27 protein-coding genes are annotated in these 25,814 nt (G+C 74.3%); 16 read left to right on the top strand and 11 right to left on the bottom strand.

What is annotated here, in order from left to right; translation table 11 throughout:
• Positions 1 to 19: 19 nt before the first annotated feature.
• Positions 20 to 496, bottom strand: a complete 477-nt coding sequence (locus ABT297_RS31495) for a hemerythrin domain-containing protein (protein WP_350556040.1) — start codon at positions 494 to 496, stop codon at positions 20 to 22.
• Positions 497 to 674: 178 nt separating this feature from the next.
• Here ABT297_RS31495 and ABT297_RS31490 point away from each other — a divergent pair, with 178 nt between their 5' ends.
• From ABT297_RS31490 to ABT297_RS31465, 6 genes are all read left to right on the top strand, one after another.
• Positions 675 to 1,805: a SigB/SigF/SigG family RNA polymerase sigma factor gene (locus ABT297_RS31490; protein WP_350556039.1), complete on the top strand. Its 1,131-nt coding sequence runs from the start codon at positions 675 to 677 to the stop codon at positions 1,803 to 1,805.
• 94 nt (positions 1,806 to 1,899) lie between these two features.
• The gene (locus ABT297_RS31485) at positions 1,900 to 4,221 is read left to right on the top strand and encodes a putative bifunctional diguanylate cyclase/phosphodiesterase (RefSeq protein WP_350556038.1); all 2,322 of its coding nucleotides are present in this window, start codon (positions 1,900 to 1,902) and stop codon (positions 4,219 to 4,221) included.
• Positions 4,222 to 4,395: 174 nt separating this feature from the next.
• Positions 4,396 to 4,839: a CBS domain-containing protein gene (locus ABT297_RS31480; RefSeq protein WP_350556037.1), complete on the top strand. Its 444-nt coding sequence runs from the start codon at positions 4,396 to 4,398 to the stop codon at positions 4,837 to 4,839.
• Between the two features lie 49 nt (positions 4,840 to 4,888).
• The gene (locus tag ABT297_RS31475) at positions 4,889 to 8,593 is read left to right on the top strand and encodes an FHA domain-containing protein (RefSeq protein ID WP_350556036.1); all 3,705 of its coding nucleotides are present in this window, start codon (positions 4,889 to 4,891) and stop codon (positions 8,591 to 8,593) included.
• 49 nt (positions 8,594 to 8,642) lie between these two features.
• Positions 8,643 to 9,473 carry an LLM class F420-dependent oxidoreductase gene (locus ABT297_RS31470; RefSeq protein ID WP_350556035.1) on the top strand — a complete coding sequence of 277 codons (831 nt, stop codon included), beginning with the start codon at positions 8,643 to 8,645 and terminating at the stop codon, positions 9,471 to 9,473.
• Complete coding sequence (locus ABT297_RS31465; protein WP_350556034.1) at positions 9,470 to 9,877, top strand: TIGR03668 family PPOX class F420-dependent oxidoreductase; 408 nt, start codon at positions 9,470 to 9,472, stop codon at positions 9,875 to 9,877. Before ABT297_RS31470 ends, ABT297_RS31465 begins: the two co-directional genes overlap by 4 nt.
• On the opposite strand, the gene ABT297_RS31460 is transcribed toward ABT297_RS31465, so the two are convergent.
• A complete protein-coding gene (locus ABT297_RS31460; RefSeq protein ID WP_350556033.1) occupies positions 9,878 to 10,267 on the bottom strand; it encodes a hypothetical protein in 390 nt (129 codons plus the stop codon).
• Positions 10,268 to 10,626: 359 nt separating this feature from the next.
• On the opposite strand from ABT297_RS31460, the gene ABT297_RS31455 reads away from it, so the two are divergent.
• Positions 10,627 to 12,084 carry an MFS transporter gene (locus ABT297_RS31455; protein ID WP_350556032.1) on the top strand — a complete coding sequence of 486 codons (1,458 nt, stop codon included), beginning with the start codon at positions 10,627 to 10,629 and terminating at the stop codon, positions 12,082 to 12,084.
• A gap of 23 nt (positions 12,085 to 12,107) precedes the next feature.
• On the opposite strand, the gene ABT297_RS31450 is transcribed toward ABT297_RS31455, so the two are convergent.
• Positions 12,108 to 13,085: an NAD(+)/NADH kinase gene (locus tag ABT297_RS31450; protein WP_350556031.1), complete on the bottom strand. Its 978-nt coding sequence runs from the start codon at positions 13,083 to 13,085 to the stop codon at positions 12,108 to 12,110.
• Positions 13,086 to 13,206: 121 nt separating this feature from the next.
• Here ABT297_RS31450 and ABT297_RS31445 point away from each other — a divergent pair, with 121 nt between their 5' ends.
• The 4 genes from ABT297_RS31445 to ABT297_RS31430 all read left to right on the top strand — a co-directional run bounded on the left by ABT297_RS31445 (position 13,207) and on the right by ABT297_RS31430 (position 15,394).
• Positions 13,207 to 13,728 carry a hypothetical protein gene (locus tag ABT297_RS31445; protein WP_350556030.1) on the top strand — a complete coding sequence of 174 codons (522 nt, stop codon included), beginning with the start codon at positions 13,207 to 13,209 and terminating at the stop codon, positions 13,726 to 13,728.
• Positions 13,729 to 13,782: 54 nt separating this feature from the next.
• Positions 13,783 to 14,427 carry a class I SAM-dependent methyltransferase gene (locus ABT297_RS31440; RefSeq protein WP_350556029.1) on the top strand — a complete coding sequence of 215 codons (645 nt, stop codon included), beginning with the start codon at positions 13,783 to 13,785 and terminating at the stop codon, positions 14,425 to 14,427.
• A gap of 50 nt (positions 14,428 to 14,477) precedes the next feature.
• Positions 14,478 to 14,825 carry a TraR/DksA family transcriptional regulator gene (locus tag ABT297_RS31435; RefSeq protein WP_350556028.1) on the top strand — a complete coding sequence of 116 codons (348 nt, stop codon included), beginning with the start codon at positions 14,478 to 14,480 and terminating at the stop codon, positions 14,823 to 14,825.
• Positions 14,826 to 14,917: 92 nt separating this feature from the next.
• Positions 14,918 to 15,394, top strand: coding sequence for a GNAT family N-acetyltransferase (locus tag ABT297_RS31430; RefSeq protein ID WP_350556027.1), 477 nt, complete (start codon positions 14,918 to 14,920; stop codon positions 15,392 to 15,394).
• Positions 15,395 to 15,400: 6 nt separating this feature from the next.
• Here the strand turns inward: ABT297_RS31430 and ABT297_RS31425 are convergent, their stop codons facing one another.
• Entirely contained in the window at positions 15,401 to 16,057 is a 657-nt protein-coding gene (locus tag ABT297_RS31425; RefSeq protein ID WP_350556026.1) for a LysR family transcriptional regulator substrate-binding protein, read from the bottom strand.
• Between the two features lie 49 nt (positions 16,058 to 16,106).
• Between ABT297_RS31425 and ABT297_RS31420 the strand changes: the two genes are divergently transcribed.
• The gene (locus tag ABT297_RS31420; protein WP_350556025.1) at positions 16,107 to 16,487 is read left to right on the top strand and encodes a DUF5997 family protein; all 381 of its coding nucleotides are present in this window, start codon (positions 16,107 to 16,109) and stop codon (positions 16,485 to 16,487) included.
• 13 nt (positions 16,488 to 16,500) lie between these two features.
• Here the strand turns inward: ABT297_RS31420 and ABT297_RS31415 are convergent, their stop codons facing one another.
• Together ABT297_RS31415 and ABT297_RS31410 are read right to left on the bottom strand one after the other, a co-directional pair.
• On the bottom strand, positions 16,501 to 16,824 hold the full coding sequence (locus tag ABT297_RS31415; protein ID WP_350556024.1) for a hypothetical protein: 324 nt from the start codon (positions 16,822 to 16,824) through the stop codon (positions 16,501 to 16,503).
• Between the two features lie 31 nt (positions 16,825 to 16,855).
• Positions 16,856 to 18,745, bottom strand: coding sequence for an amino acid adenylation domain-containing protein (locus tag ABT297_RS31410; protein WP_350556023.1), 1,890 nt, complete (start codon positions 18,743 to 18,745; stop codon positions 16,856 to 16,858).
• A gap of 155 nt (positions 18,746 to 18,900) precedes the next feature.
• On the opposite strand from ABT297_RS31410, the gene ABT297_RS31405 reads away from it, so the two are divergent.
• The gene (locus ABT297_RS31405; RefSeq protein ID WP_350556022.1) at positions 18,901 to 19,440 is read left to right on the top strand and encodes a DUF302 domain-containing protein; all 540 of its coding nucleotides are present in this window, start codon (positions 18,901 to 18,903) and stop codon (positions 19,438 to 19,440) included.
• 120 nt (positions 19,441 to 19,560) lie between these two features.
• The gene (locus ABT297_RS31400) at positions 19,561 to 20,337 is read left to right on the top strand and encodes a hypothetical protein (protein WP_350556021.1); all 777 of its coding nucleotides are present in this window, start codon (positions 19,561 to 19,563) and stop codon (positions 20,335 to 20,337) included.
• A 5-nt stretch (positions 20,338 to 20,342) separates the two neighbouring features.
• Here the strand turns inward: ABT297_RS31400 and ABT297_RS31395 are convergent, their stop codons facing one another.
• The gene (locus ABT297_RS31395; protein WP_350556020.1) at positions 20,343 to 21,335 is read right to left on the bottom strand and encodes an EamA family transporter; all 993 of its coding nucleotides are present in this window, start codon (positions 21,333 to 21,335) and stop codon (positions 20,343 to 20,345) included.
• A 38-nt stretch (positions 21,336 to 21,373) separates the two neighbouring features.
• Here ABT297_RS31395 and ABT297_RS31390 point away from each other — a divergent pair, with 38 nt between their 5' ends.
• Positions 21,374 to 21,919 (top strand): CGNR zinc finger domain-containing protein, encoded by a 546-nt coding sequence (locus ABT297_RS31390; RefSeq protein ID WP_350556019.1) that lies wholly within the window; start codon positions 21,374 to 21,376, stop codon positions 21,917 to 21,919.
• A gap of 58 nt (positions 21,920 to 21,977) precedes the next feature.
• Here ABT297_RS31390 and ABT297_RS31385 read toward each other — a convergent pair whose 3' ends face one another.
• The 4 genes from ABT297_RS31385 to ABT297_RS31370 all read right to left on the bottom strand — a co-directional run bounded on the left by ABT297_RS31385 (position 21,978) and on the right by ABT297_RS31370 (position 25,333).
• A complete protein-coding gene (locus ABT297_RS31385) occupies positions 21,978 to 22,448 on the bottom strand; it encodes a cation:proton antiporter regulatory subunit (RefSeq protein ID WP_350556018.1) in 471 nt (156 codons plus the stop codon).
• A gap of 21 nt (positions 22,449 to 22,469) precedes the next feature.
• Positions 22,470 to 23,756 carry an ArsB/NhaD family transporter gene (locus ABT297_RS31380; protein WP_350556017.1) on the bottom strand — a complete coding sequence of 429 codons (1,287 nt, stop codon included), beginning with the start codon at positions 23,754 to 23,756 and terminating at the stop codon, positions 22,470 to 22,472.
• Between the two features lie 136 nt (positions 23,757 to 23,892).
• On the bottom strand, positions 23,893 to 24,243 hold the full coding sequence (locus ABT297_RS31375; RefSeq protein ID WP_350556016.1) for a hypothetical protein: 351 nt from the start codon (positions 24,241 to 24,243) through the stop codon (positions 23,893 to 23,895).
• A 154-nt stretch (positions 24,244 to 24,397) separates the two neighbouring features.
• Positions 24,398 to 25,333, bottom strand: coding sequence for a TIGR03619 family F420-dependent LLM class oxidoreductase (locus ABT297_RS31370; RefSeq protein ID WP_350556015.1), 936 nt, complete (start codon positions 25,331 to 25,333; stop codon positions 24,398 to 24,400).
• Between ABT297_RS31370 and ABT297_RS31365 the strand changes: the two genes are divergently transcribed.
• Complete coding sequence (locus tag ABT297_RS31365) at positions 25,332 to 25,547, top strand: hypothetical protein (protein ID WP_350556014.1); 216 nt, start codon at positions 25,332 to 25,334, stop codon at positions 25,545 to 25,547. The two genes, ABT297_RS31370 and ABT297_RS31365, sit on opposite strands and share 2 nt — an antisense overlap.
• Positions 25,548 to 25,814: the final 267 nt, after the last annotated feature.

Raw genomic sequence — 25,814 nt, 5'->3', positions numbered from 1 at the left:
GGTGCCTCAGGCACGGGGCTCACGCCGTCGTCGCGGCCCGCCGTTGCAGGTCCAGCACCTCGGCCGCGAGGTCCAGCAGCCGGCCGGGCCGGACGTGCCGGCGCAGGTGTGGAAACTCGTAGCGCTCCTCGTACCGCGCGTGGCGCAGCGCCGCCTCGCGCAGCCGCACGACCGCCTCCTCGAAGCCGGGCGCGTCCATCCCCGGGCCGGCGAGGTCCTCGAGCATCTCGCCCACCTGCCGCTCCTCGGCGAGGCGGTCCTCGACCACGAGGTCGCCGGCGCCGGGCACCTCCCGTGCGACGGGATGCACGATCTGCCGCTCGGCCTTCTCGTGCAGCGCGAGCAGCCGCACCAGCTCCTCGAACGCCTCCCGCCGGGCGTCGCCGGTGCCGACCGCGACGAGCAGGAACAGCTCCTCGATGCGGGCGTGCTGGGCCAGCAGCACGTCGACGAGGTCCTCGGTGACGTCGCCCTCGCGCTCCTGCGGATCGAACATGCGCCATCGCCCCCCGGCATCGTGAACGGCCGGGCCGCGCCCTACCCGCCGCCCCGGCCGGCAAACCGCCGACCGGCCCCTGCTCCGCTTCTTGTTGATTTCCCGGAGTTTGTCCAGACCCCCGGCGGGGTAGCCCGTATCCTCGTGCCCTGCAACGGGCGCCGGGGGGAGGTGTGCCATGGACCTGGGCGTGGCGCTGTCCACCCGGCGCAACGAGAGCCTCCTGGAGCTGACCGGCGTCCTGGACTACGCGTCGGTGCCCTACCTGCGGCAGGTCGTGTTCGAGCGCCTCGACGCCGGATCCCGGCGGATCGCGCTGGAGGGCTCCGGCCTGCGCCTGCTGGACGCGGCCGCGATCAAGGTCATGACGTACCTCCAGCGCCGCGCCGGCCAGCTCGACGGTGACGTACGCCTGACCGGCACCGCCGGGACCGTGCTGAGCGCGGTGGAGGTTGCCGGGGTCGCCAAGCAGCTCGGCGCCTACGACAAGCTCGACTGGCCTGTCACCCAGCGCCAGCGTCACCCGGTGGCCCTGCAGGAGCTGCGCGTCGGCCACGGGCACTGGCCCCCGGACGTGACCGAGCTGCTCACGCGGATGCACCGGCTCGACCCGGACGACCCGCGGCGGCGGCACCTCCGCGACGAGGTGATCGAGGCGTGCCTGCCCACGGCGCGCCGCCTGGCCCGCCGCTACGGCGGGGCCGGCGAGCCGCTGGCCGACCTGGTCCAGGTGGCGGCCCTGGGGCTGGTGAAGGCCGTCGACGGGTTCGACCCGGCGCGCGGCATCGAGTTCGGCGCCTACGCCACGCCGACGATCGCCGGGGAGATCAAACGGCACTTCCGTGACCGCACCTGGGGCGTGCGGCTGCCGCGCCGCCTGCAGGAGCTGCGGCTGCAGGTCGGACACGCCCGCGACGAGCTCACCCAGCGGCTGGGCCGCTCGCCGACGGTCGCCGAACTGGCCGCGCACCTGAGCACCGGCGAGGAGGACGTCATCGAGGTGCTCGGCTCCGGGGACGCGTACCGGCCGGTCTCGCTCGACACCCCGACGCACACGGCCGAGGAGTCGACCACCATCGCCGACACCATCGGCGGCGAGCCGTCGGAGTACAACATGGTCGAGTTTCGCGAGGCGCTGCGCGTGCTCGTCGAGCGCCTGCCGGAGCGCGAGCAGCGCATCCTCGCGATGCGCTTCTACGGCAACCTCACCCAGACCGAGATCGCCGAGCGGGTGGGCCTGTCCCAGATGCACGTCTCGCGGCTGCTGGCCCACGCGCTGGGCTTCCTGCGCCGGCGCCTCAGCGAGTGACGACCGGCGCAACCCGGCGGGTAACCGGTCTGCACCCGGGCGGCGCCATCCTGGAGTCCGGCAGGTCGAGGGACTTCGGGGAGGGTCGGACGGTATGCCGGAGCTGGTGGGGCCGTCCCGGCCGCAGCCGCCGCGGGCGCACGCCTGGTGGTGGTACCTGCTCGGCGGGCTGCCCGCCGCCCTCGCCGCCCCGCTGCTGCCCTCGATCGGCCAGCAGCTCCTGTACTTCGCGACCGCCGGCTGCTCGATCGGCGTCGTGGTCGCCGCGCTGCGTGGCCGGCGGGTCGCGCGGCGGCGTACCTGGTGGCTGCTCGCCGCCGCGATGGCCTGCGCCGCCGCGGCGAACCTCGCCTGGGCCGTCGCCGTCGCCCTCGGCCACCCCGGCTTCGGGCTGCTGCCGGTCAACGCCGTGTACTTCGCGATGTACCCACTCATCGGTGCCGCCCTGGTGAGCCTGCCGGCCACGAAGCGGTGCGGCTCCGCGCTCGCCGGGTGCGCCGAGGCCGGCGTCGCGCTGTGCACGGCCGTCGCGCTGACCTGGGTGCTGCTGTACGACCCGTTCGTGCGCGAACAGCCCGTGCACCACGCCGGCCTCGCCGTCGTGCTGTTCCCGGCGCTGGATCTGCTCGTGCTCACCACCGCCGTGCGGATGGTGGTGGCCACCGGCGCGCTGCGGGCCACGCACCTGCTCCTGCTGGCCGGCGCCGCCTGCCTGCTGATCGCCGACGTGTCGTACTTCATCTCGGTCGCCCGCGGCGGCTCCTGGGCCGGGCCCGGCCCGGCGGTGGCCTGCTGGGTCGGCACGCACCTGTTCCTCGGCGCCGCGGTGCTGCACCCGTCGGCCGCCGCCTCCGCCGCCCCGGCCCGGCCGTGGTCCTCGACGTGGGCGACCGTGGTGTACGCCGCCGTCGTGCTCATCGGCCCAGCGGCGACCACCTACTCGCTGCTGGTGCTGCACCGGGGCAGCTTCGACCCGCTCGACGTCGTCGTCCCGCTGGTCGCGGCCGCGATCACCGGGGTCCTGCTGGTGGTCCGCCTCGGCCACGCCAGCCGGGCCGAGCAGCGCCGCGCCCTGGACCTGCAGGACGCGCTGCGGCAGCAATGGCAGATGCAGGACCTGCTGCGCCACCACGCGCTGCACGACGCGCTCACCGGCCTGCCCAACCGGCGGCTGCTCGACGACCGGCTCACCGAGCTGCTGGCCGCCGGCAGCGGCGGCGGGCTCGTCCTGTTCGACCTCGACGGCTTCAAGGACGTCAACGACCGCTTCGGCCACCCCACCGGCGACGCCCTGCTCGTCGCCGTCGCCGGCCGCCTGGAGGGCCTGCTGTCGCCCGGCGACACCCTCGCCCGCCTCGGCGGCGACGAGTTCGCGCTGCTGTGCCCCGGGGCCGGCTGCGCCGAGCTGCTGCAGCGCGGCGAACGGATGCTCGCCGCGCTGCGCCGCCCCGTCGACGTGAGCGGCGCCGAGCTGTTCGTCTCGGCCACCGCCGGCGCCCGCCAGTTCACGGCCGCGGCCGGCGCCACCGCGGTGCTCAGCGACGCCGACGTGGCCCTCTACGCCGCCAAGGCCGCCGGCAAGGACCGGGTGCTGCCGTTCGACGAGCGGCTTCGCGACGAGCAGCGGCGGCGCGGCCGGACCGCGGAGCGGCTGCGCGCCGCGCTGGCCGCCGACGAGCTCGCCGTGCACTACCAGCCGATCGTCGCCCTGAACGGCAACCGGGTCGTCGGCGTCGAGGCGCTGGTGCGCTGGTGCCCGCCCGGCGACGCCCCGATCGGCCCCGACCGGTTCATCCCGGCGGCCGAGTCCAGCGGGCTCATCGTGGCCCTCGGCGACTGGGTGCTCAACCGGGCGTGCCGCGACGCCGCGCCCTGGCACGCCCGCCACGGCACCTGCGTCAGCGTCAACGTCTCGCCCCGCCAGCTCATCGAGCCCGAGTTCGTCGCCCGGGTCCTGCGCGCGCTGGAGTCCTCCGGCCTGCCCGGCACCGCGCTCACCCTGGAGATCACCGAGGGCGTGCTGGTCGGCGCCGGCCCGCAGGCCGAGCAGACCATCGCCCACCTGACCGCCCTGCGCGCCATCGGCGTGCGCGTCGCCATCGACGACTTCGGGACCGGCTACTCGTCGCTGGCGTACCTGCGCGACCTGCCGATCGACATCCTGAAGATCGACCGCTCGTTCCTGCCGCGCGGCAGCGACGACGTCGCCGGCCAGACCCCCCTCGTGCGCGCCATCGTCGACCTGGCGCGCGGCCTGGGCCTGACCACCGTGGCCGAGGGCGTCGAGACCGACGAGCACGCCGACCTGCTGCGCCGCCTCGGCTGCGACCGCGGCCAGGGGTACCTCCTGGGCCGTCCCTGCCCGGCCACCGCGATCGCCGGCGCCCTCACCGCGCAGCTCACGCCCGCCGCGTAGGCCGTGGCCCGATGCCTGAGCCCGGCCTTCGGCCGCCCTGACGGGGCCGCGATGTCCGCCGATCGTCTGATGATCGTGAGCGGGGGATCCCGGCTAAACTCAGGCGGCGGGCCGTCTGGACCCCGGGGTACGACAGTTGTGCGGGACGGCCGCGGTTCGGACCTGGGAGGTGGCGTGCTGGTCAGTGACGTCATGGCGGCGTTCCCGGCCTACATCAGGCTCGGCACGACCATCCGGCGGGCGGCCGAGGTGGTCAGCGTGTCGGAGGTCGGTCAGCTGATGGTCCTGGACCACGACGGCCGGTTCGCCGGTTCGCTGTCCGAGGAGGATCTGGTGCGGGCCATGCTGCCCGGCTTCGACGACGTGACCGCCGCCGGCGGCACGCTCGCCGATGCGTTCCGGATCTTCCTGGAGCGGGGCCGCGCCCTCGCCGACCGCGTCATCGACCCCCTGGTCGTGCGCGACGCGGCGACGGTGCGATCGACCGACGAACTCGCCCGGGCGGCGATCGTGATGGTCGACCGCGGGATCCGAAGGCTTCCCGTGGTCGACGAGGGGACGCTCGTGGGCACGCTGTCCCGGGCCGATCTGTGCCGTGCGGTGATCTACCATTCCTGAGCTCAGGCTGATCCTCGTCGATCGGCACACCCGGGAGAGCGTCGAGCGGGTGTGCGCGCTGCCGGCCACGCTCGGCCGGGACAGCGGTGCGGCGGCGGTGGTGCTGGACGACCGCGACGTCTCCCGGCGCCACGCGCGGCTCGAGGTCGTCGACGGCCATCTGGTGCTCACCGATCTCGGCAGCACCAACGGGACCTACGTGAACGACGCGCGGGTGACGCGCCGGGTGCTCGTCCCCGGCGATCGCGTGCGCATCGGCCGGTACGAGCTGACGTGGACGTTCTTCGACCCCGAGGCGACGGCCTTCATCGATCCGGGCGAGCTCACGGCCCTGCGGCAGGTCGGGCGGCCGGGCGTCGCCGCACGCCGGGTGGTGCAGGCCGCCGAGGCGCACAACCGGCGGGCCGGGCACGAGCTCGACGGGTTCCTGTCGCTCGCGCACGGGTTTCTGCCGGCCGAGCCGCCGCTGCTGGCCTTCCCGGAGTCGCACCGGGCCTGGGACGAGATGACCGACCGGCTCCCCGACCTGTTCCGCCGGCTGTCGCTGCGCCGGGCGTTCGACGCGATGCCGGTGCTCGATGCCCGGCCCGAGGCGTTGCCCGACAGGTACCTGCTGCGCGCCTCGACCCTGCTCGGCGTGTTCGCCCACGCCTATCAGTACATGGCGATCGATCCGCCGGCCGCGCTGCCCGAGTCGCTGCTGCGACCGTGGACCACGGTCTCGCGCCGGCTGGGCAAGGAGATGCCGGCCGTCTCCTACATCGATCTGTTCTTCTACAACTGGCGGCTGCGCGATCCGGCCGGCCCGCGGGCGCTCGCCAACATGGACCTGCTCGTGCCGACCTGGAACAACGCGGCGGAGCGGGTGTTCTACCTGGTCACCACCGAGTTCGCGATGGGGCTCACGCCCGTGCTGGGTGCCATGCTGGACGCCCAGGAGGCCGTCGTCGCGGACGATCCGGTCGCCCTGGAGCGGGCGCTGCTGGTGATCCTCGACCGGTTGCAGCACGTCACCCAGGCCGTGTACCCGCAGATCGATCCCAACCCGCGCGGCCGGCATCCGCTCGACCAGGTGCTGTGGGCCAAGACGGTCGGCACCGCGGGCGTCCCGATCTTCGACGGCGCGCCCAGCCCGAGCGGCACCGCGCAGCCACAGATCCACGCGCTGGACGCGTTTCTCGAGCGCCAGGACTACGGCTCGCTGGTCGGGCAGCAGAGCGTCTACCTCGCCGGCTTCTTCCCGCGGCACTGGCGGGAGCTGGTGGCCGCGTTGCGCGAGGTGTCGGTGCGCCAGTACGTCGAGGACACCCGCAACAGCACCTTGCGCGGCATCTACAACGCGATGCTCGACGCCTATGTGGGCGACCGCGGCTGGATGGGCCTGCACCGCGTCAAGGCGTACGGCTTCCTCGAGGTGGCGTTCAAGGTCGGCCGGCAGGTGACGACCGGCGCTCGGTTCACCGGGCTGTTCAAGGACCGGACCTGGGACAAGGTGGACGACCAGCTGGCCGTCGTCCGCGACGAGCGCCGCCCGCCGGTGGGTCCACCGGTGGTGTTCGGTACCGCCCGCCGGGGTCGGGTCGTCACCGGCGAATCCGGCGCCTGGACCTGCTACCTGGACATCGACGTCGCCGGGCAGGGCGTGCACCACCTGCCCGGCGACCGGGTCGGCGTGCTGGCCGACAACGACGACGAGCTGGTGCGCCGCACTGTTGCCGCGCTGCAGGCGACCGGCGACGAGCTGGTGCGGCTCACCCCTAAGTGGCGAGCGGCGGTGGCCTGCCGGGCCGGCTACGGCGACGTCGACGTGCTGCCGCTGCGCACGTTGCTGCGTTTCGCCAGGCTCCGGCCGATCGACCGGCAGGTGGCGAAGCGGCTGGCGACCCTGACCGCCGTGAGCTCGTGGCAGCGCGTGGTGGACGCCCGCATGGAGGACCAGTGGGAGCTGTGGGACGTCCTGAACCTGTTGTACGCGGGCGGATATGACGTCACCCGGCTGTGGAAGGCCGACCCGGGCGAGGACGACGCGTTCTGCGCCGTGATCGCGCCCGAGCCGTTCCGGCTGTATTCGATCGCCTCGGCGCCGCCGCCCGGCCAACCGGCCACCACGCTGCGGCTGGTGGTCGCCGGCCTCGGCTACACCTCCGCCCGGACGCCGTGGTCGTACCCGCGGGAACGGCAGGGCACGGCATCGCACTTCCTGCGCCGGGCGGGCGTCGAGGGCCGGCACCGGCTGTCGCTGCAGATCGTCTCCACGCCCCGGTTCCGGCCGCCGGCCGATCCCGACCGGCCCGTCATCATGTTCGCGGCCGGTTCCGGGATCGCCCCGTTCCTGGGGTTCGTCGCCGCGCGCACCGGGTCCGGCGAGAACCGGCTCTATCTGGGGATCCGAACGCCGGAGGAGTTCGTCGAACACACGGACCTCGACGCGGCGGCGGCCGCGGGCCGGCTGAGGCTCTCCGTCGCGTTCTCCCGCGCCGACGCCGCGATCGGCTTCGACGGCCGGCGCCACGTCGTCCAGCCCGGACAGCGGCGCCGGGTGGACGACGTGATCCGCGCCGAGGCGGACGCACTCTGGGAGCTGCTGCGTTCCACCGACGACGGCGGCCGCGGCGCGTTCGTCTACGTGTGCGGCAGCGCACGGTTCGCCGTCTCCGTCATCCAGGCGCTGACCGGCATCGTGCCCGGCGACGGCCGCGAGTTCCTCCGCCGGCTGACCGCCGACGGGCGGCTGAGCCAGGACGTCTTCACCACCTATCTGGGCCACGCGCAGCAGGGGCCCCGCTTCGAGGTGTCGGACCTCGTGCGGCACAACACGCCCGAAGCGGGCTACTGGATGGCTGTCGGCGGCGCGGTGTTCGACGTCAGCGAATTCCTGCACCTGCACGTCGGCGGGGCGCACATCATCCGCAACCACGCCGGGCTCGACGCGACGGCGGCGTATCGAAAGGTGCTGCACCACGCGCACGCCGAGATCGACGCCCAGCTCGCGATGTACCAGATCGGCCACCTGCGCCGGCTGAGCTTCGGCGCCCGGTGGGGCGTGGTGCTCACCGAGGACGGTCTGCACGCGCTGCCGCTGGAGGAGCTGTTCCGGACCTGGGTACGGTTCGTGTACCTGCTGGTCGGCATGGAGAACGCGTTGTCCGCCGACTATGGGTTCACCACGTCGGTCACGACCCTGGGCGAGGATCCCCGGGAGCTGACGCCGTTCAAGGCGCAGTACGTCCTCGAGGCGCACCGGCGGTTCCTGGTCAGCTATCTCGACGGGCTCGTGCACGAGGACCTGCGCACCCTGTGGCAGCTCACCGCCGGCTTCTGCGACCCGAACCTGGACGTGCGCTCCTTCGGCGCCGAACTCGCCGCCATGTCGGCGCGGCCGGACGTCGCGCTGGTCCGGCATTCCGTGTCCGCCGTCAAGGAGCTGCTGCTCGCCGGGGACGACTTCCGGCGGGTCACGACGCTGTGCCGTGGCTACGCGCACGTCGACGTCCACCTGCTGCGCGAGCTGAAAACCGCGGTGCTGGAGGGAATCCGGGCATTCGAGCTCCACGAGGCCGACGTCGTCGAGCGGGCGGGCGCCACGCTGCTGAACGCGGCGCACGGGGCGCTCGCCGCGGTCTCGGCCTACTACCAGCGCCTCGCCGAGCAGACCCGCGGCCAGGGCATCGCCGCCGGCGCCGCGGTCGAGGAGCCGATCCCGGACGACCGGGGCCTGCCCGGCCACGGCAATCCGCTCCGCCTTCCCGATTGACGCTCGGTCGCGGCCGGTATCGGGCCGCGGACCGGGTAGAGATGAGGGCATGGATTTCGGAGTCGGATACTTCCCCACGCACAACGCGGTGGCGCCCGGGCCGCTCGCCCGGCTGGTCGAGGAGCGCGGCCAGTCGGCGCTGTTCTTCGCCGAGCACACGCACATCCCGGCCAGCCGGGACACGCCCTACGCGCAGGGTGAGCTGCCCACGCGGTACTGGCACACCTACGACCTCTTCGTCGCGCTCACCGCGGCCGCCGCGGCGACCAGCCGGCTGCGCGTCGGCAGCGGCATCTGCCTCGTCATCGAGCGGGACCCGATCATCACCGCGAAGGAGGTCGCCTCGATCGACCAGCTCTGCGGCGGCCGGTTCGAGTTCGGCGTCGGCGCCGGCTGGAACCGCGAGGAGATGCGCAACCACGGCACCGACCCGCGGGTGCGCATGACGATCCTGCGCGAGCGGGTCGAGGCGATGCGGGCGATCTGGAGCCAGGAGGAGGCCACGTACCACGGCACGTACGTCTCGTTCGACCGGATCTGGTCCTACCCCAAGCCGGTCCAGCGCCCGCACCCGCCGGTCCTGGTCGGCGGCGCCGGCCCGGGCGTGCTCGACCGCGTGCTGGCCTTCGGCGACGCCTGGTTCCCCAACTACGACGAGACCATCTTCCCGCGCATCGAGCAGCTGCGGGCCCGCGCGGAGCGGCCGATCGACGTGCAGGTGCTCTCCGCGCCGGCGGATCCGGCGGTACTGCAGCGCCTGCACGACGCCGGGGTGCAGCGCGCGAGCCGCTGGCTGCCCTCCGGGCCGCGCTCGACGGTCGAGCGGGCCCTGGACGAGTGGGAGCGGGCGATCGCCGACTTCGCCGGCGAGGGCGCGTGATCGAGGCCGAGGCGCGGCGCCGGTTCGCCGAGGCCCCGGTGGCGCGCCTGGCCACGGCCTCGCCCGACGGCCGCCCGCACGTCGTGCCAATCGTGTTCGCCGTCGACGGGGACACGATCTACCACGGCGTGGACGCCAAGCCGAAGCGGCACACCGCGCTGCGCCGCCTGGCGAACCTGGCCGCCAACCCGCGCGCCGCGGTGCTCGTCGACCACTACGAGGACGACTGGGCCGCCCTGTGGTGGGTGCGCGCCGAGGGCACGGCCCGCGAGATCGACCCGGCGGGGTCCGAGGGGCACCGGGCGCTCGACCTGCTGCGGGGCCGCTACCGGGGGTACGAGCTGAGGGGAAGCCTGATCGGCATCGACGTCACCCGCTGGTCGGGGTGGTCCGCCGCCCGCTGATCAGGCCGCCGCCGGCGGACACGCGGCCCGCAGGATCTCCTCCAGGTGGGTCAGCGGGTCCGCCGGGGCGTCGCGGAGATACTCCTCGTACCAGACCCGGAAACCCGCGAGCGCGCAGGCGACGAGCAGCCGGAGCCGCCAGCCCGTCGAGCCCTCCGCGCCGTCACGCGCCGCCAGCTCGGCGACGAAGGCCGCCTCCTGGTCGGGGCGCACGCCCGGGTTCGACGAGCGCAGCTGGCTGGACTGCAGCACCACCATGCGCAGGCCGGTGAGCAGCTCGCGGTGCTCGACCGCGAACCTGCCCACGGCCAGCAGCGCCTGCCGCAGCACCTCGGCGGCGGGGGTGCCCGGCGGCGCGGCGGCGATGTGCTCGTGGCCGATGCCGGACATCCGGCGGACCGGCTCGGCGACGACGTCCTCCTTGGCGGCGAAGTACCGGTGGAACGTGCGCGGCGCGATGTCCGCCGCCGCGCAGATGTCCTGGATCGTGACGTGGTCGTAGCCGCGTTCGATGAACAGCCGCCACGCCGCCTCGACGGTGGCGGAGCGGTTCTGCTCGCGCTTGCGCTCCCTGAGGCTCTCGATCTGCCCGCTCCCTTCCCTCGTCGCCGATCAGTTGCCGATCGTAGACACCCGGCGCTGTGAGTGCGGTCTCAACTCGACCGTTGGCCACCTGTTGGTAACAATCCCGTGACAGGCTCTGCCTCATGGCAGATTGTGCCATATTACTTCGCTGATGGGGCTCGTTCATGACTCACACCGTCGATCTGGCCGCCGAGACGGCGTCGCCGGGGACCGGGACTCGCACCGGCCGGTCCTGGACCACCGGCCAGATCGTCGTCGTGCTGGTGATCGGCACGGCGGCACTCATGGTGTCGCTGACACAGGCGCTGCTGGTCCCGGTGCTGTCCGAGATCGCCGTCGACCTGCACGCCGGTGGCGACGGCATCGCCTGGGTACTGACCTCGACCCTGCTCGTCGGGGCGGTCGCGGTGCCCGCCTTCGGCCGCCTCGGCGACCTGTTCGGCACCCGGCGCATGCTGCTCGTCACGATCGCCGCCCTGGTCGCCGGGTCGCTGATCTGCGCCGTCGCGACCAACCTCACCGTCATGATCATCGGCCGGGCCGTGGTGGGGCTCGCCATGGCCGCGGTACCGCTGAGCATCAGCCTCATCGGCGTCATCCTGCCCAGCAAGCACGCGCCCGCGGGGATCGCCCTGATCAGCGCCATGCTCGGCGTCGGCGGCGCCCTCGGCCTGCCGCTGTCCGGCCTGATCGCGCAGTACGCCGACTACCACGTGCTGTTCTGGATCTGCGTCGCCGGCGGCGTGCTCACCGTGCCCGGCATCCTGCTGCTGGTGCGCGAGCCCGCCCGCGTGGCGAAGGGCCGCATGGACCTCGTCGGCACCGTCCTGCTCGGCGGCGCGATGCTGGCCCTGCTGCTGCCCCTGGCCCAGGGCGGGTCCTGGGGCTGGACCGACCCGTGGACGATCGGCCTGCTCGCCGCCGCCGTGGTCCTGCTGGTCGTCTTCGTCGCCGTCGAGCTGCGCCTGGCCTCGCCGCTGGTCGACGTGCGCACGACCGCCCGCCCGGCCCTGCTACTGACCAACGTGGCGTCGCTGTTCGTCGGCTTCGCGCTGTTCGCCACGCTCATCGGCACCGCCTCCTACGTGCAGGCGCCCGCCGCGACGGGCTACGGCTTCGGCAAGTCCGTCCTGGCCGGTGGCCTGTGCATGCTCCCCGGCGGCATCGCCATGCTGCTGCTGTCGCCGTTGTCGGCCAAGCTGCGCCCGCGCACCGCGCTCATCGTCGGCTCCCTGATCGTCGCCGCCGGCTTCGGCACCCGCATCGTGCTCACCGGCAGCCTCTGGCAGGTCGTGCTCGGCGCCACCATCGCCGGCGCGGGCACCGGCATCGCGTACGCGGCCATGCCCGGCCTCATCATCCACGCCGCCCCGCGCTCGGAACTGGCCGCGGCCAACGGCCTCAACTCCCTGTTCCGCAGCGTCGGCAGCTCGCTGGCCAGCGCCATCGGCGGCGCGATCCTGGCCACCCAGACCATCATCCTGGCCGGCCACGCCCTGCCGTCCCTGGCCGGCTACCGGACCCTGTTCGCCATCTGCGCCGCGGCCGCGGTGGCCGCGGCCCTGCTCGCCCTGTTCATCCCGCGCCACACCGCGACCCCGGACGCCGCGCTGCCGCAGTAGCCCGAAGCCGGCGGGAACGGTCGCTACCTGCCGGCGTCCCCGGCGGCGGTACCCTCGGCGCGACCCAAGGCCTGATCGGCGGCCTTCTGGCGCAGCTCGGGCGGGATCAGCTCGAGCAGCTGGTCCGGGCGCAGGGGCAGGTCGAGCAGGCTCAGCTTGATCCGGCTACGGCTGGAGTGCTCGCTCGCCGAGAACCGCACCACCTCGGCGGCCCGCCGGCGCAGGGCGATCGCGACCCGGTCGCCGGGCTCGAGCGTGCCGCTCGCGGTGCCGTCGACGTCGACCGCGACGGGCGCGCTGTCCGTCGCGACGGTGAGCGCGATGCGGTCCTCCGCGCCCAGGACCACGGTCCGGCTGATGCCGGCCATCGGCGCGACCGGCGTGACGACGAGCGCGTCGGAGGAGGGGGACAGGATCGGGCCGCCGGCCGCGTAGTTGTAGGCGGTCGAGCCGGTCGGCGTGGCGACGACGACGGCGTCGGCCCGGTAGTAGCCGTAGCGCACGTCGTTGACCCACAGGTCGACGGAGACGCCGCCCGAGCGGCCCTCGCGCGCCAGCACCACGTCGTTGAACCCGAACCGGGTCGCGAGCTCGACCCGGCCGGCGCCGGCCTCGAGGCACGCGTGCCGCTCGATGGTGAAGTCGCCGGCGGCGAGCCTCGCCAGCGCCGACGGCAGCTCGCCCGGGATCACCTCGACGAGGAAGCCGAGGTTACCGTGGTTGACGCCGAGCACGGGCACGGGACGCTCGACCGTCAGCCGCATGGCGCCCAGCATGGTACCGTCGCCGCCCAGCGCGATGAGGCCGTCGACCGACGCCGCGAACCGGGCGTCGGGCACGGTCTCGACCTCGGCGGGGAGGCGCTGCCGGTCGCCTTCGCGGGCCAGCACCCGCACGGGGTGGCGGTGCGAGGCGGCGAGGACGGCCTCCACCGAGCCGCCCACCGGCTTGGCCGGATGCAACACCAGACCGACCGCACGCACCTGTGGCCCTGAACTCATGTCGTCAATCCTCCCTCGCCGTCGAGGGCATGACGAGCGTTCGCGCCGACCGGCGCGAACGAGGGGGAGCGGGTGGCCCACGCGACTGCCCCGGCGGGCGATCGTGCGGTACCAATGGCGCATGAATCTCGCCGGCATCGAGCGTGAGATGGCGCGCCTGGACGCCGTCTACCGGCCCGTGGCCACCGCGCCCGTCGATCTCGCCGATCCCGGCGCGCCGCTGGACCTCGGCGCCTCGATCGGGGCGCAGCTCGCGGCGCTCGGCGTCGGCGGGCGGTCCGAGGCGGTGCTCCGCGCCGTCGCCGAGGCGTACACCGCTGGGGACGGGACGGTCCGGGCCGCGATCCGGGGGCTGTTCGAGCGGTATCCCTCGTTCCGCTGGGCCGCGCACCTGCCCCCGTGCTGGGACACGGCCGCCGAGTTCCGGACCCGCCTCGTCCTGCTGTGCGCCCACGACCAGGCCCCGGACACCCGCGACGAGATCCTGGCGCTGCGCGACCTGTGCGACCGCGCCCGCCGGGCCGGGATCGACGTCGGCCCCGTGCTGGAGGAGGTGGCCACGATGGCGAGCGACGCCGACCGGTACGGCATGGGCTCGACGCGCGCCATCCTCCTCGCCCACAGCCGCGGCGCGGCCCGCTGAGCCGAGGAAGCCCGGCGGGCCCGTGTCGATGCCGCATGGGGCAGGATCGAGCGGGTGGAGCGACTCGACAGCCAGCGGGAGTACTGGGACACGGCCGGCACGACGAAGACGTTCGGGCATCCGATCGACCCCGCCTGGCTGGCCGGGATCGATCGGGGGGCCCGCGTCCTGGACTACGGGTGCGGGTACGGCCGGCTCGTCGCCCAGCTCGACGCCGACGGCTTCGCCGACACCGAGGGGGTCGACGTGTCGGCGAACCTGCTGGCCCGCGCCCGCGCCGACCATCCGGCGGGCCGGTTCACGCTGCTGGACGACCCGCCCCGCCTGCCGCACCCCGACGGCAGCGTGGCCGCGGTGCTGCTGTTCGCCGTGCTCACGTGCGTCCCGACCGACGGCGGCCAGCGCGACCTCGTCGCGCAGCTGCACCGGCTGCTGGCGCCGGGCGGCCTGCTGTACGTCAGCGACCTGTGCCTGCAGGACGACGAGCACAACCGCGAGCGGTACGGCCGGTTCGCCGCGGCCTATGGCACGTACGGCGTCTTCGAGTCCGGCGACGGCGCCGTCCTGCGCCATCACACTATGGACTGGCTGCGCGCGCTGTTCGCCGCCTTCGACGTGGCCCGGTCCCGGCAGCTCGCGGTGCGAACCATGAACGGCAACCCGGTGCGGGCCACCCAGCTGCTGCTGCGCAAGCGCTGACCCTGCCACGGGGGCGGGCCGGCGGGACGAATCGCCGTATCGTTGGACGCGTGGCGGGCGGTGACGTCGCCCCGGCGCGGGCGGAGCTGCGGCGGCTGCGGGAGCGGGCCGGCGACGAGGTGCGGGCGCTGGAGCGCGACCTGCGCGGCGTCTTCGAGGCCTCCCGGGAGTCCAACGCCGACGACGAGCACGATCCCGAGGGCAGCACCATCGCGTACGAGCGGGCCCAGCTCACCGCCGTGCTGGACGCGGCCCGGCGGCGCGTCGCCGACCTCGACGACGCGCTGGCCCGGCTCGAGGCCGGCAGCTACGGCGTCTGCGAGCGTTGCGGCCGGCCGATCCCCGCCGAGCGGCTCACCGCCCGGCCCTCCGCCCGCACCTGTGTACCATGCGCCTGACCGGTCCGAACGGCCCGCCGCGGCCGCGACGCCGCGCCGGCGGCCAGCCGGGGACGACGGGCGCCGCACGGTGGCACGGGACGGGGGACGCGGTGGCGGAGCTACGGATCCGCAGGGCGGCCGGCGCGGACGTGCCGGCCATCGTCGCGCTGCTGGCGGACGACCCGCTCGGCGCGGGCCGCGAGTCGCCGGACGACCTGGCGCCCTATCGGGCCGCCTTCGCCGCCGTCGACACGGACCCGAACCAGGTGCTGGTGGTCGCCGAGCGGGCCGGGCGCGTGGTGGGCACCCTGCAGCTGACCGTGCTGCCCGGACTGGCCCGGCGCGGCGCCGCCAGGGGACAGATCGAGGCGGTACGGGTGGCGCGGGACGAGCGGGGCGGCGGGGTCGGCGCGACGCTGATGCGCTGGGCGATCGACGAGGCGCGGCGGCGCGGCTGCCGGCTGGTGCAGCTCACCTCCGACGTGGCGCGGCCCGGCGCGCACCGCTTCTACGAACAGCTCGGCTTCGCGGCCACCCACGTCGGCTTCAAGCTGAACCTCGATCCGAACCCCGACCCGGACCGGTAACGGCCCCTAGCGGCGCCGGCGTGCTGCCGGGGGCCGGGACTGCTCGGCGCGGCCGCGGGTGCTGTTCGCGGTGCGGCCCCGGACGATGCCGATCATCTCCTCGACGAGGTCGGTGTGCCCGTCGCGCGGCCACGCGAGGGCGATGCTCGAGGTCGGCGCGTCGGTGACGGTGCGGTACTTGAGGTCGCGCCGGTGGTACAGCCGGGCGAGCGACTGCGGGACCATGAGCAGGCCCACGCCGGCCGCCGCCCACTCGACCGCGGTGGCCGTCGTCTCGGGCCGCTCGACCGCCGTCGCCGGCTCCTCCGCCCAGGACAGCACGTCGTCGAGGGGGCGCAGCAGCGGGTCGCCGAGCTCGGCCAGCTCGGCCAGGGTCAGCTCGTCGGCCGCGTTGAGCACGTGGTCGCGGGGGATGACCACGACCGTCGTCTCGGTGTACAGCGGGATGGCGTGCAGCGCGTCGCGGTCCACCGGCAGCCGGACGAGGGCGGCGTCCGCGCGCTGCGGCATGAGCCCGGTCGCCTCCGCGGCCTCGGCGGGCACGAGCCGCAGGTCGGTCCGCGGCACCCGCTCGGACCAGGTGCGGGCCCACCGGTCGATGACGACGCCGGGAACGATCGCGAGCCGGAACGCCACCGGGCGGGAATCCTCGTTGCTGGGCACGGCACCTCCCGCACCAGACTACCGGCCGCCCGGCCGCTACCCTGACCGGGTGAGCAAGTCGAAGCAGCCCCAGCTGATGAAGCCCGCGACGGCCGCGCAGAAGCTGGACGTGTATCTGCCGGCCACCCCGCGGGAGTTCCAGGAGGGCCAGGTGTCCCGCGACGAGTTCGACGAGCTGCGGCGCAACCCGCCGCAGTGGCTGGTCGACCTGCGCCGCGACGGGCCGCACCCGCGCAGCGTGATCGCCGCGCGGCTGCGGGTGTCCAACAGCGGCCTGGCCCGCGGCGGCATCACCGAGGCGCTCACGACCGCGCAGATCGCCGCCCTGGCCGCCGACCCGCCGGAGTGGCTCGTGCGCGAGCGGGAGTCCTTCGCGGAGGTCCGCCGTGAGCAGCGCCGCCTCGAGGAGCGCCGCGAGCAGGCAGGGTAGCGATCGGGCGGGCTCAGCAGCCCGGGTAGAGCACCGACAGGACGGACAGCATCGCGAGCACGGCCCAGCCGCCGCCGAGTGCCTGCCAGTAGGCCTCGCCGGGCTTCGCCAGAGCCGACAGCCCGGCCGCGGCGCCGCCGAGCACCACCTGGGCGATCACGTACGTCGCGACGAGGGTGGTGAACAGCCCGAACCGGTCGGCGGCGTCGAGGACCGCGTTGCAGCCCTGGAACCCGCCCGCCGAGCGTCCGGCGATGAACGTGGCGAGGTCGGCGAGGGCGTTGCCGGCGAGCGCTATCGCGACGCCGAGCGCGGTCTGCACGGTACGAGGGACCATCAGGGTCGACCGTATGCGCCGCGGTCGCCGTTCAACCCGGCCCCGCGGGCGGGCCGTCATCGTCCCCGGCCCGCCGCCCCGACTCGGGGGCGCCACCCGGCGGCATACGCCGGCCGGCATCGGTGTGCAGGCGGTGGGCACGCCAGACGCCGTCGGCGAACCCCAGCGCCGCACCGACGTTGACGACGCCGAGACTGCGGGCGGCGGGCCGCGTGACCCCGCCTCCCAGCGCGGCGAGCGCGCCGATGCCGGTGGCCGCCCGCGCCAGCGCGATGCAGTCCCGGTCCACGGAGCGGGCCGCCACCACCGCCTCCACGAGCAGCGCGGCCGGGCCCAGCTCGGTTCCGATCAGCACGTGGGCGCCCCATGGCGGCGGTGCGCCATCGACGTGCACGCCGAGCCCGCAGTCCGCCGCGGCCAACGCCCGCCGGTCGCCGGACAGCAGCATGACCACCCCGCCGGTGGCCTGGATGTCGCGCACCACGCCTGCCGGACTCCCGCCGCGCTCCACCAGCGCGTCGGCGTGGCCGGCCGGCGACCGCGGTTCGTCCGTGGCCAGCACGATCCTGAGCCCGGCGCGGCGGGCCGCGTCGATGACCGCGTCAAGCCCGGGTGCGAGATCCGCCTCGACCGCCAGCACAGCCTCCAGCCGGCTGCGGCGGGCCAGACCCAGCACCACTTCGGCGCCGGCGTCGGCCAGCCCTCGCCGCTGCCGGACCCCGGTGCGTCCACGCAGCTCCAGCTTGTCGACCGGGGCCAGCGTCCACTCGTCGGCCTCCCGTACGTCCCACGGATTCTCGGCGGCGAACAGCGCGAAACCGCGCTCGGCCACCTCGCCATGGTCGGCGCCGGCGAGCGGAACCAGGTCCGTCAGCGCCCAGCGACCCGAGCGCAATGCCGCGCCGTCCAGCACCAGCGTGTCCAGCCGGTCCAGGCGGCGCAGCACCGCCCGATCCATCACCAGCGCGCCGTCGCGGGCCAGCGCCAGCCCCAGCTGCGACGCGAACGCGGCACGACCCGACTCGGCCGCCCTGGGCAGCGCCGCGATCCCCACGGCCGCCGCTCGCCGCGGCCCGGCCAGCGGCACAGCCGCCGCCATGACGGCCGCCCCGCCGGCAAGCACCCGCCGCTGGTAGCGCTCCACCGGACCGTCCGGCAGCGGGCGCGGGCGCTCGACCGTCACCGGGTCGGCCCCGGCATCCCGCGGACCGCGGATGAGCCGCGGCTCCGCCGCACGCCATGCCTGCTGGTCCGCGCGGGCCTCCCGCCACCGCCCGACGCGCTCGGCGATGTCCACCACCACGCCCGCCCCGCCGACCGAGAGGGCCTGCGCCAATCCGGCAGCCATGGACACCAGGGACTCCGCCCGCTCCTGCCCGTGCAGCCGTCTGGCGGCCAACTCCCGTAACCGGGGATGCAGCTCGACGGCGGAGACGAGGCCGGCCAGCTCGGCGGGCAGCGGTGCCCACGCGGTTATCCGGGTCAGGCCGGCCAGTCCCAACGCGACCGCGTCGACCGCCAGGTTCGCCAGCACACCGCTGCGCCGAAGACCCTCGGCGGGGTGGCGCAGTTCCTCCTCGGCGATCTCCTCGTCCACGCTCGCCGGGACCGACTCGGCGCGCGCCACCAGCGCCACCAACTCCCGGCGCGGCGGCGGCGGATCGGTGACCTCGACCACCACCCGGCACGCCGGCGCGTTCACCCTCGCCCACACCACTCCCGGATGCCGCTCCAACGCCCGCTCCACCCGGCGAGCCACCCGCGCGCCGTCCACCCCGTGCACGCCATGCGTCTCGATATGCAGCCGGCCCGGACGCGCCCACACGTCACGGCCCCCGCCGGTCAGCCGGCCCGCCACCCCCATGGCCAAGCCGACCGCCCCGGAGACCGCGGCGGGCATCCGCGGGCCCAGCAGCACCATGGTCCTCCCGTACCTGTCGTCTGCGTCGGGTGCCGTCATTCCCCGCATTGGCGCGCGCCATGCCGCCGTAGCGCCGTGAGTGTCGAGGACACCCGAACGATCACCCGTGACGGCGGTCCGTTAGATCGGGCCGGCAACGGGCAGGACAACGCCACGTGTCCACACTCAACACCGTTATCGACCACCCCGACCGGCGGCTCGTCGTGGCCCTCCCGCACACCTACGAACGGGCGCGGGAAAACTATGAGGCCCTCGTCCCGCAGGCCGACCTCGCCGCGTTCCACCGGTCGGCCTCGTGGGGGGAGACGCTGGAGCTGGCCGGGCGCAACGCCCCGCACGGGTTCATGCGGTACTACACCAGCGACATCGCCGCCGTGATGGCCGGCTCGGCGCGGTCGTGGAGCGCGACGCAGTACCTCATGGGCAACCACACGATCGCCGAGCGGATGTACCGCCACGACCCGTCGGTCATGCTGCACGCCCCGCTGCGGACGCTGCTCTACACCGACCCCGGCGGCGGCACCAGGCTGGCCGTCGACCAGCCCAGCCTGCTGTTCGCCAGCTACGGCGATGCCCGCGTCGCCGAGGTCGGCGAGGAGCTGGACGCCCTCCTCGCCCGCCTGCTCGCCCTGCTCGACGCCGACCCTCCCCGGGAACTGACCCCACGAGCGGGCGAGGACCGTCGGCTCACGTAGGGCCGGCCCTGCGGGGCTTCCGGGGGGAGGTTGTGGAGGGTTGGTGCACGAGCGGCCCATCGGGCGCCGCGCGCGGCAGGATCGCCGTCAGGCAATGGCGGACGAGCGGAGGCGCGTCGGATGTTCACGGCATGGGTACGCAGTTTCGAGGAGCACGCCGCGCGGCGCCGGGCCGCCGGGGATCCGGACTGGGGGCGCACGGCGAGGCTGGACGCCGCGCTGGTACGTAGCATCCAGCGGTTTCAGACCGGCGAGGACGGCGACGGCGCGAGCCTGCTCGCCAAGAGCGCGCGAGCCGGCGACCTTGCCTACCTGGCGGCGGTGCGGCTCTTCGTCGCCGAGGAACAGAACCATGCCCGGCTGCTGCGCCTGCTGCTGGGCGCCGCCGGTGCGCCGACCATCGACGGGCACTGGAGCGACCGCGTGTTCGTGTGGGTGCGGCGGTCGCTCGGGCTGCGGCTGGAGCTGATGACGCTGATGGTCGCCGAGGTGATCGCGCTGCGGTACTACGAGGCGCTGCGCGACGGCGAGGCCGACCCGCTGCTCACCGAGGTGGCCGGGCGCATCCTGGACGACGAGCGGCGGCACGTCCCGTTCCACTGCGACCGCCTGTGGCAGGGCTTCGCCGGCGTGCCGCGGGTCCTGCGGCCGGTCCCGGCCGCCGCGTGGTGGGTGCTGCTGCTGGGTGCCGCGGTCGTGGTCGCGCTGGACCATGGGCCGGCCCTGCGCCGGCTCGGCGTCACTCGGCGCGCGTTCGTCAGGGACACGTCGGCGCTGTTCCGCCCGGTGCTCGCCGCGGTGTTGAACACGGCGCCCCGGGTCGCCACGGACACGCTGAATCCGCGCCGCGACGTGGTCGAGGAGATCCCGAAGGCCGAGGCGCGCATCACCGTCTGACCCGCTCACCCGGCGGGGCCGACCAGCTCGGCGACGGCGCCGGGCCGTTCGTCGCCCTCCCGGGGCGCCGGGGCCCGCTCGTCGGCGCGCACCAGCGCGATGCCGGCCAGCACGACCAGCCCGCCCGCGAGCTGCCACGCGCCCGGGGCCTGCCCGAGCAACGCCCACGCGAACAGCACGGCGAAGAGGACCTCGGTGAGGCCGGCGAACGAGGCGACCCGGGCGCCGAGCAACCGGGAGGCGGCGATCCCCGCGGCGTACGCGAGGGCGGCGGCGACCAGCGCCAGCCCCGCGACCGGGACGATCCAGCTCACCGGGCGACCCAGCAGCGTCACCGCGGACGCGCCGGTGTGGAACGGCAGCAGCCCGGTCGCGGCGAAGGCGGCCAGCGCCACCGCCCCGACGAGCATGCCGGACCACGCCAGGGCGAGCGGCGGCAGCGCGCCGTCGCCGCGCGAGGCCATCGTGAAGTAGACGGCGAGGGAGACGCCGGCGAGCAGCGCCCAGAGCACGCCGACCGGGTCGAGGCCGCCGCCCCCGGGGTCGAGCACCAGGACCAGGCCGACCAGGGCGGCGATGCCGCCGGCGACGGTCAGCCGTCGTGGCCGCTGTCCGTGGCGCAGCCACAGCCACGCGACGACGAGGAGGATGCCGCTGTACTCCAGGAGCAGTGCCACCCCGACGTCGAGCCGCTGGACGGCGTTGAAGAACGTCAGCTGGCCGCCCGCGATCGCGACCAGCCCGAACGCGAGGACCCGCGGCAGCGCGCGCCGCGGCAGCCCGTGGTGGTTGCGCAGCGAGAGCAGGGCCGGGACGGTGAGCACCAGCGCCGCGATGCCGATCCGGACCGTGACCACGGCCCCCGGCGTCCATCCGGTCGCCATCAGGGACCCGGCGAACGTGCCCGCGGTGCCGAACGCCGCCGCCGACAGCAGCGCGATGCCGAGCCCGAGGGCACCCCGCGAGCGCCCGTCATCAGCAAAACGCGTTAGGCTCATGACGCGAACGGTAGTGCGGATCAGAATAAGGGGTCAAGATGCTTTTTGCTCATGACACCGAGCAGGCGCTCGTCGCCGCGGCCGCCACCGTGAACACCGGCGCCGGCGAGGAGCTGTTGCCCGACGTGGCGGCCCTGGACGCGTTCCTGGCCCCGTCGAACTGGACCGGCCGCCGCCGCCACGACGAGGCCGAGCTGGCGGCCGTGCGCGCGCTGCGCCCGAGGCTGCGCCGCCTGTGGGGGGCGGGGGAGGACGAGGCGGTCGAGCTGGTCAACGCGATGCTGCGCGAGGCCGACGCGCTGCCCCAGCTCGTCAAGCACGACGGCTGGGACTACCACATGCACGCCACGCCGCCCGACGCCGAGCTGCACGTGCGCATGCAGGTCGAGTTCGCGATGGCGATGCTGGACGTGATCCGGATGAAGGAGCTGGACCGGCTGCGCGTCTGCGCCGCGGACGACTGCGACGACGTCCTCGTCGACCTGTCCAAGAACCGGTCCCGCCGCTTCTGCGAGGGCGGCTGCGGCAACCGCGCCAACGCCGCGGCCTACCGCGCCCGCCGCGCCGCCAATCCCCGGTCCTGACACTCGCCACGCTCCGGCGGACGCCCGGTGGTGAGGCGTCCGCCCGAGCTTGGCCCGGTTACCCCGCGAGCACCACGTCGAGCGCCTGGAGCGCCGCTTCCGGGCGCCCGACGATGACGAGCACGTCCCCGGGCTCGCACTGGGGCCGCGGATCGGCGGGGAGCACCCGCTCGTCGCGGATGACGGCGGCGATCACGGCGCCGTCGACGGCGAGCTCGCCGAACGGCCGTTGCAGCCAGGGCGACCCGGCGCTGAGTATCACCTGTACGACGGTCAGGTCGGTGCTGACCCGCTCCAGCCGCGCCGAGTGCACCGGCGGGCCGTCCGACTCCACCAGCCCGGCGAGGATCTGCCCCTCGACGGCCGTGAGCAGGGTGCTGGTCAGGCGTGTGCCGGCGTCGGCCGGGTCGTAGACGACGATCTCCCGCCGGTGGTCGTGGTGGCGGATGACGCCGATGCGTTGCCCGTCGTGCAGGTGCAGGACGTGCAGTGAACCGACCCCCGGCAGGGGGGTGCGGACGGATTGCATGCTGCCTCCCTCAATGGGTCGTCACGAGAAGTACCGGAGCCAGACGTAGACCCACGCGACGATGGTGGTCATGACCGTGGTGATGATGCCGTAGCGAGTGAACTGCCAGAAGCTGATCGGCTCCCCGGACCGCGCGGCGATGCCGAGCACGACGACGTTGGCGCTGGCGGCGATCGCCGTACCGTTGCCGCCGAGGTCGGCGCCCAGAGCGAAGGCCCACCACAGCGAGCGTCCCGTCTCCGGGTCGGCCGTCGTGGCCACGATGTCCGAGACGATCGGGGCCATGGTCGCGACATACGGAATGTTGTCGAAGAACGCTCCCAGCACGGCCGAACCGAACAGCAGCCCGGTCGCGGCGGTGAGGTAGTTGTCGCCGACCTGCCCGGTCGCCCATGTCCCGATCCGGTGGATGACCCCCGTCTCCACGAGCCCGCCCACCATGACGAACAGGCCCATGAAGAAGACCAGGGTCGACCACTCGACCTCTTCCAGGTACTTGGCGGTCTCGACGCGTGAGACCAGCACCATGAGGCCCGCGCCGAGCAGCGCGACGATGGCCGGCTCGACGTGGATGACCGCGTGCAGCGAGAAGGCGGCCACGACCAGGCCCAGCACGACCAGGCACCGCACCAGCAGGCGCCGGTCCTTGATCGCCTCCCGCTCGTCGAGCTCCATGATCTCGGCGACGCGCTCCGGGTGGTACTCGAAGCGCTTGCGGAACATCACCCAGGCCAGCAGGACGAACAGGATGAACAGCACCACCACGATCGGCGACATGTGGACGATGAAGTCGTTGAACGTCAGTCCGGCCCGGCTGCCGATGATGATGTTCGGCGGGTCGCCGATGAGCGTCGCCGCCCCGCCGATGTTGGAGGCCAGCGCCTCCGCGATCAGGTACGGCGCGGCGGGGATGCCGAGCTTCCGGCACACCAGCACGGTCACCGGCGCGACCAGCATGATCGTGGTCACGTTGTCCAGGAACGGCGAGGCGACGGCGGTGATCACCATCAGCATCACGAGCAGCTTGTACGGCCGCCCGCGCGACCGTTTCGCGGCCCAGATCGCGAGAAACTCGAACAACCCGGTCTGTTTGATGACCCCAACGATGATCATCATGCCGAGCAGCAGGAAAATGACGTTCCAGTCGATGCCGGCGTGCTCGGAGAAGAAGACGTCCTTGCCGGGTACGAAGCCCAGCAGCGCCATCAGCCCCGCGGCGGTCAGCGCGACCGCGACGCGGTGGATCTTTTCCGTGGCGATGAGGACGAAGGCGATCGTGAAGATTGCGATCGCCGCGATCGCGCTCACTCGGTGCCCGGCGGGGCGTGCTGGGCCGCGGCGCGGGTGTGGTGCAAGGGTATGTAAGACATGGGAGCACCTCCGAAAGACAAGACGGGACAGAGCCGTCAACCCGAGTGGGTCACGGCTTCAGGATGCTTGCGCTTCAGGAAGCGGTGGGTGGGCCCCGGCAGCCCGTGGTCTCGGCCGCCCGCCCCGCGTGCGCGCCGCCGCCGGACCGTGCCGCGGCGAAGGCTGCGAAGCGGGGCTCGAGGCCGGCCGCGGACGCCGCCGGCGCGAACCAGCGGGGCCCGGACGGCGCCCCGTCCCGCGGCTGGAAGTGTTTGCGTCCGTGCGCCGTATCGGCGCCGGGAACGACCGTTGTATGCGCGGCCCGCACGACCTGGAACGTGTCGCCGGGCACGGCGTGATGGGCCTGCGAGAGCCCGAGCAACAACGTGCAGACGCCAAGGGCGATCGTGGCCGCGACGGCGCGCAGCGCGGGGCTGACTCGCATGCCCTTCGCCACCTCCCGTCGCGCCGCGTTCGCCGTGAGTGAATGTTACCAGCTCACAACCGCTCGAGCCACCGGGAGTCCACAGTGGATGATCGGTGGGCGAACGCGGCGTTCACGATGCGGCCGGGTGCGCCGGGCCGCGTGCCGCGCGGGTCTACAGCCCGGCGGCCCGGATCCGGGCGTGGAAGTCCGCCGCCACGTCCACGTATTCATCCATGTCGCGGGCCACGTTCGGCACCGTCACGAAGACGTGGTCGACCCCGGCCTCGGCAAGCTGCGCGATGTCGCCGACGATCTGGTCGACGCTGCCCGTGTACGGCTTGCGCCTTTGCGGCGGCACCTCGGCCGTGCTGGCGACGCCGACCTGGAACGTGCAGCCCATCGCCGACGGGTCCCGGCCCGCGTCGGCCGTCATCTGCCGCAGCCGCGTCAGCGTGCCGCCCACCGCGGCGGGCGGCAGCCCGGTCGGCAACCAGCCGTCGGCGCGGCGCGCGGCGCGGCGCAGGGCCACGTCCGAGATGCCGCCCACGTACACCGGGATCCGGCGGGCCGGCTTGGGGCCGACCTCGGCCGGCGCGATCTCGTACCGCTCGTTGCGGAACGACACCGGGTCGGCGCCCCACACCGCCGCGGCGACGTCGAGGAACTCGTCGAGCGCGGCGCCGCGTTGCGCGAACGGCCGCGGGGCGAACGCCGCGAACTCGTCGACGCTCCACCCGGTGCCCAGCCCGGCGACGAGCCGCCCGCCGGCGGCCGCGTCGATGCTCGCCAGCGTCCGCGCCAGGCGCACCGGTCCGTGCAGCGGCGCCACGAGCACACACGTGCCCAGCTCGACACGGTCCGTGACCGCGGCCGCCAGCGTGAGCGCGACCAGCGGGTCGAGGATCCCGCCGTAGCGCTTCGGCCACGGCACGCCCGGCATCCCGTACAGGCCGTGCTCGCCGCTCTGGTCCTCGGGCAGCAGGAGCCGCTCGAAGACCCACACGCTGTCGAACCCGATCTCCTCGGCCGCCCGCGCGGCCCGCGTGACCGCGGTGGCCGGGTCGAAGCTCTTGAGCTGGGGCAGGTTGACCCCGATCTTCAACGACATGCGCGACGTCCCCTCCGGCACCCGGTTCGGCGTTGCGCGCCGCGACACCCGAGGCCCGGCGCACCAAGACCATATGCGGCGTCCCGGCGCCGCCGGACACCGCCTCGACCGGCCGCGCGTGACCTGCGTCGCCGCGGTGGTGGCCGGCGGGCTCGTCGCCGCGCTCGGCGGGCCGGCCGTGGTTACCCGTGGCGGCCTGGCGTGCGGCCGGTGAGGTGATCCGGACAGGCGTACGACCGTCGCCCCGTCGCCGACCGACGAGGCGACCCGCTTCACCGACCCGCCGCGCACGTCGCCGACCGCGAACACGCCGGCCCGGCTGCTCTCCGGCATGGCCGGGGCCCGCTCGCGGCCGATCGCCGGGGTGAGGCCGCTTCACCCGCCGTCGCGTCACCGTGGCGGCCATGGACGGTGGCGACCGCGGTGACGAGCCTCCAGCACGGCCAGGGCCCGCTCGCGGCCGATCGCCGGGAGCGCGGCG

Origin of the sequence: Dactylosporangium sp. NPDC000555 (assembly GCF_040300025.1) — a bacterium.
Classification (GTDB): Bacteria; Actinomycetota; Actinomycetes; order Mycobacteriales; family Micromonosporaceae; genus Dactylosporangium.
The sequence above is the reverse complement of the archived record's forward strand: the minus strand, read 5'-3'. Positions and strand labels throughout refer to the sequence as shown.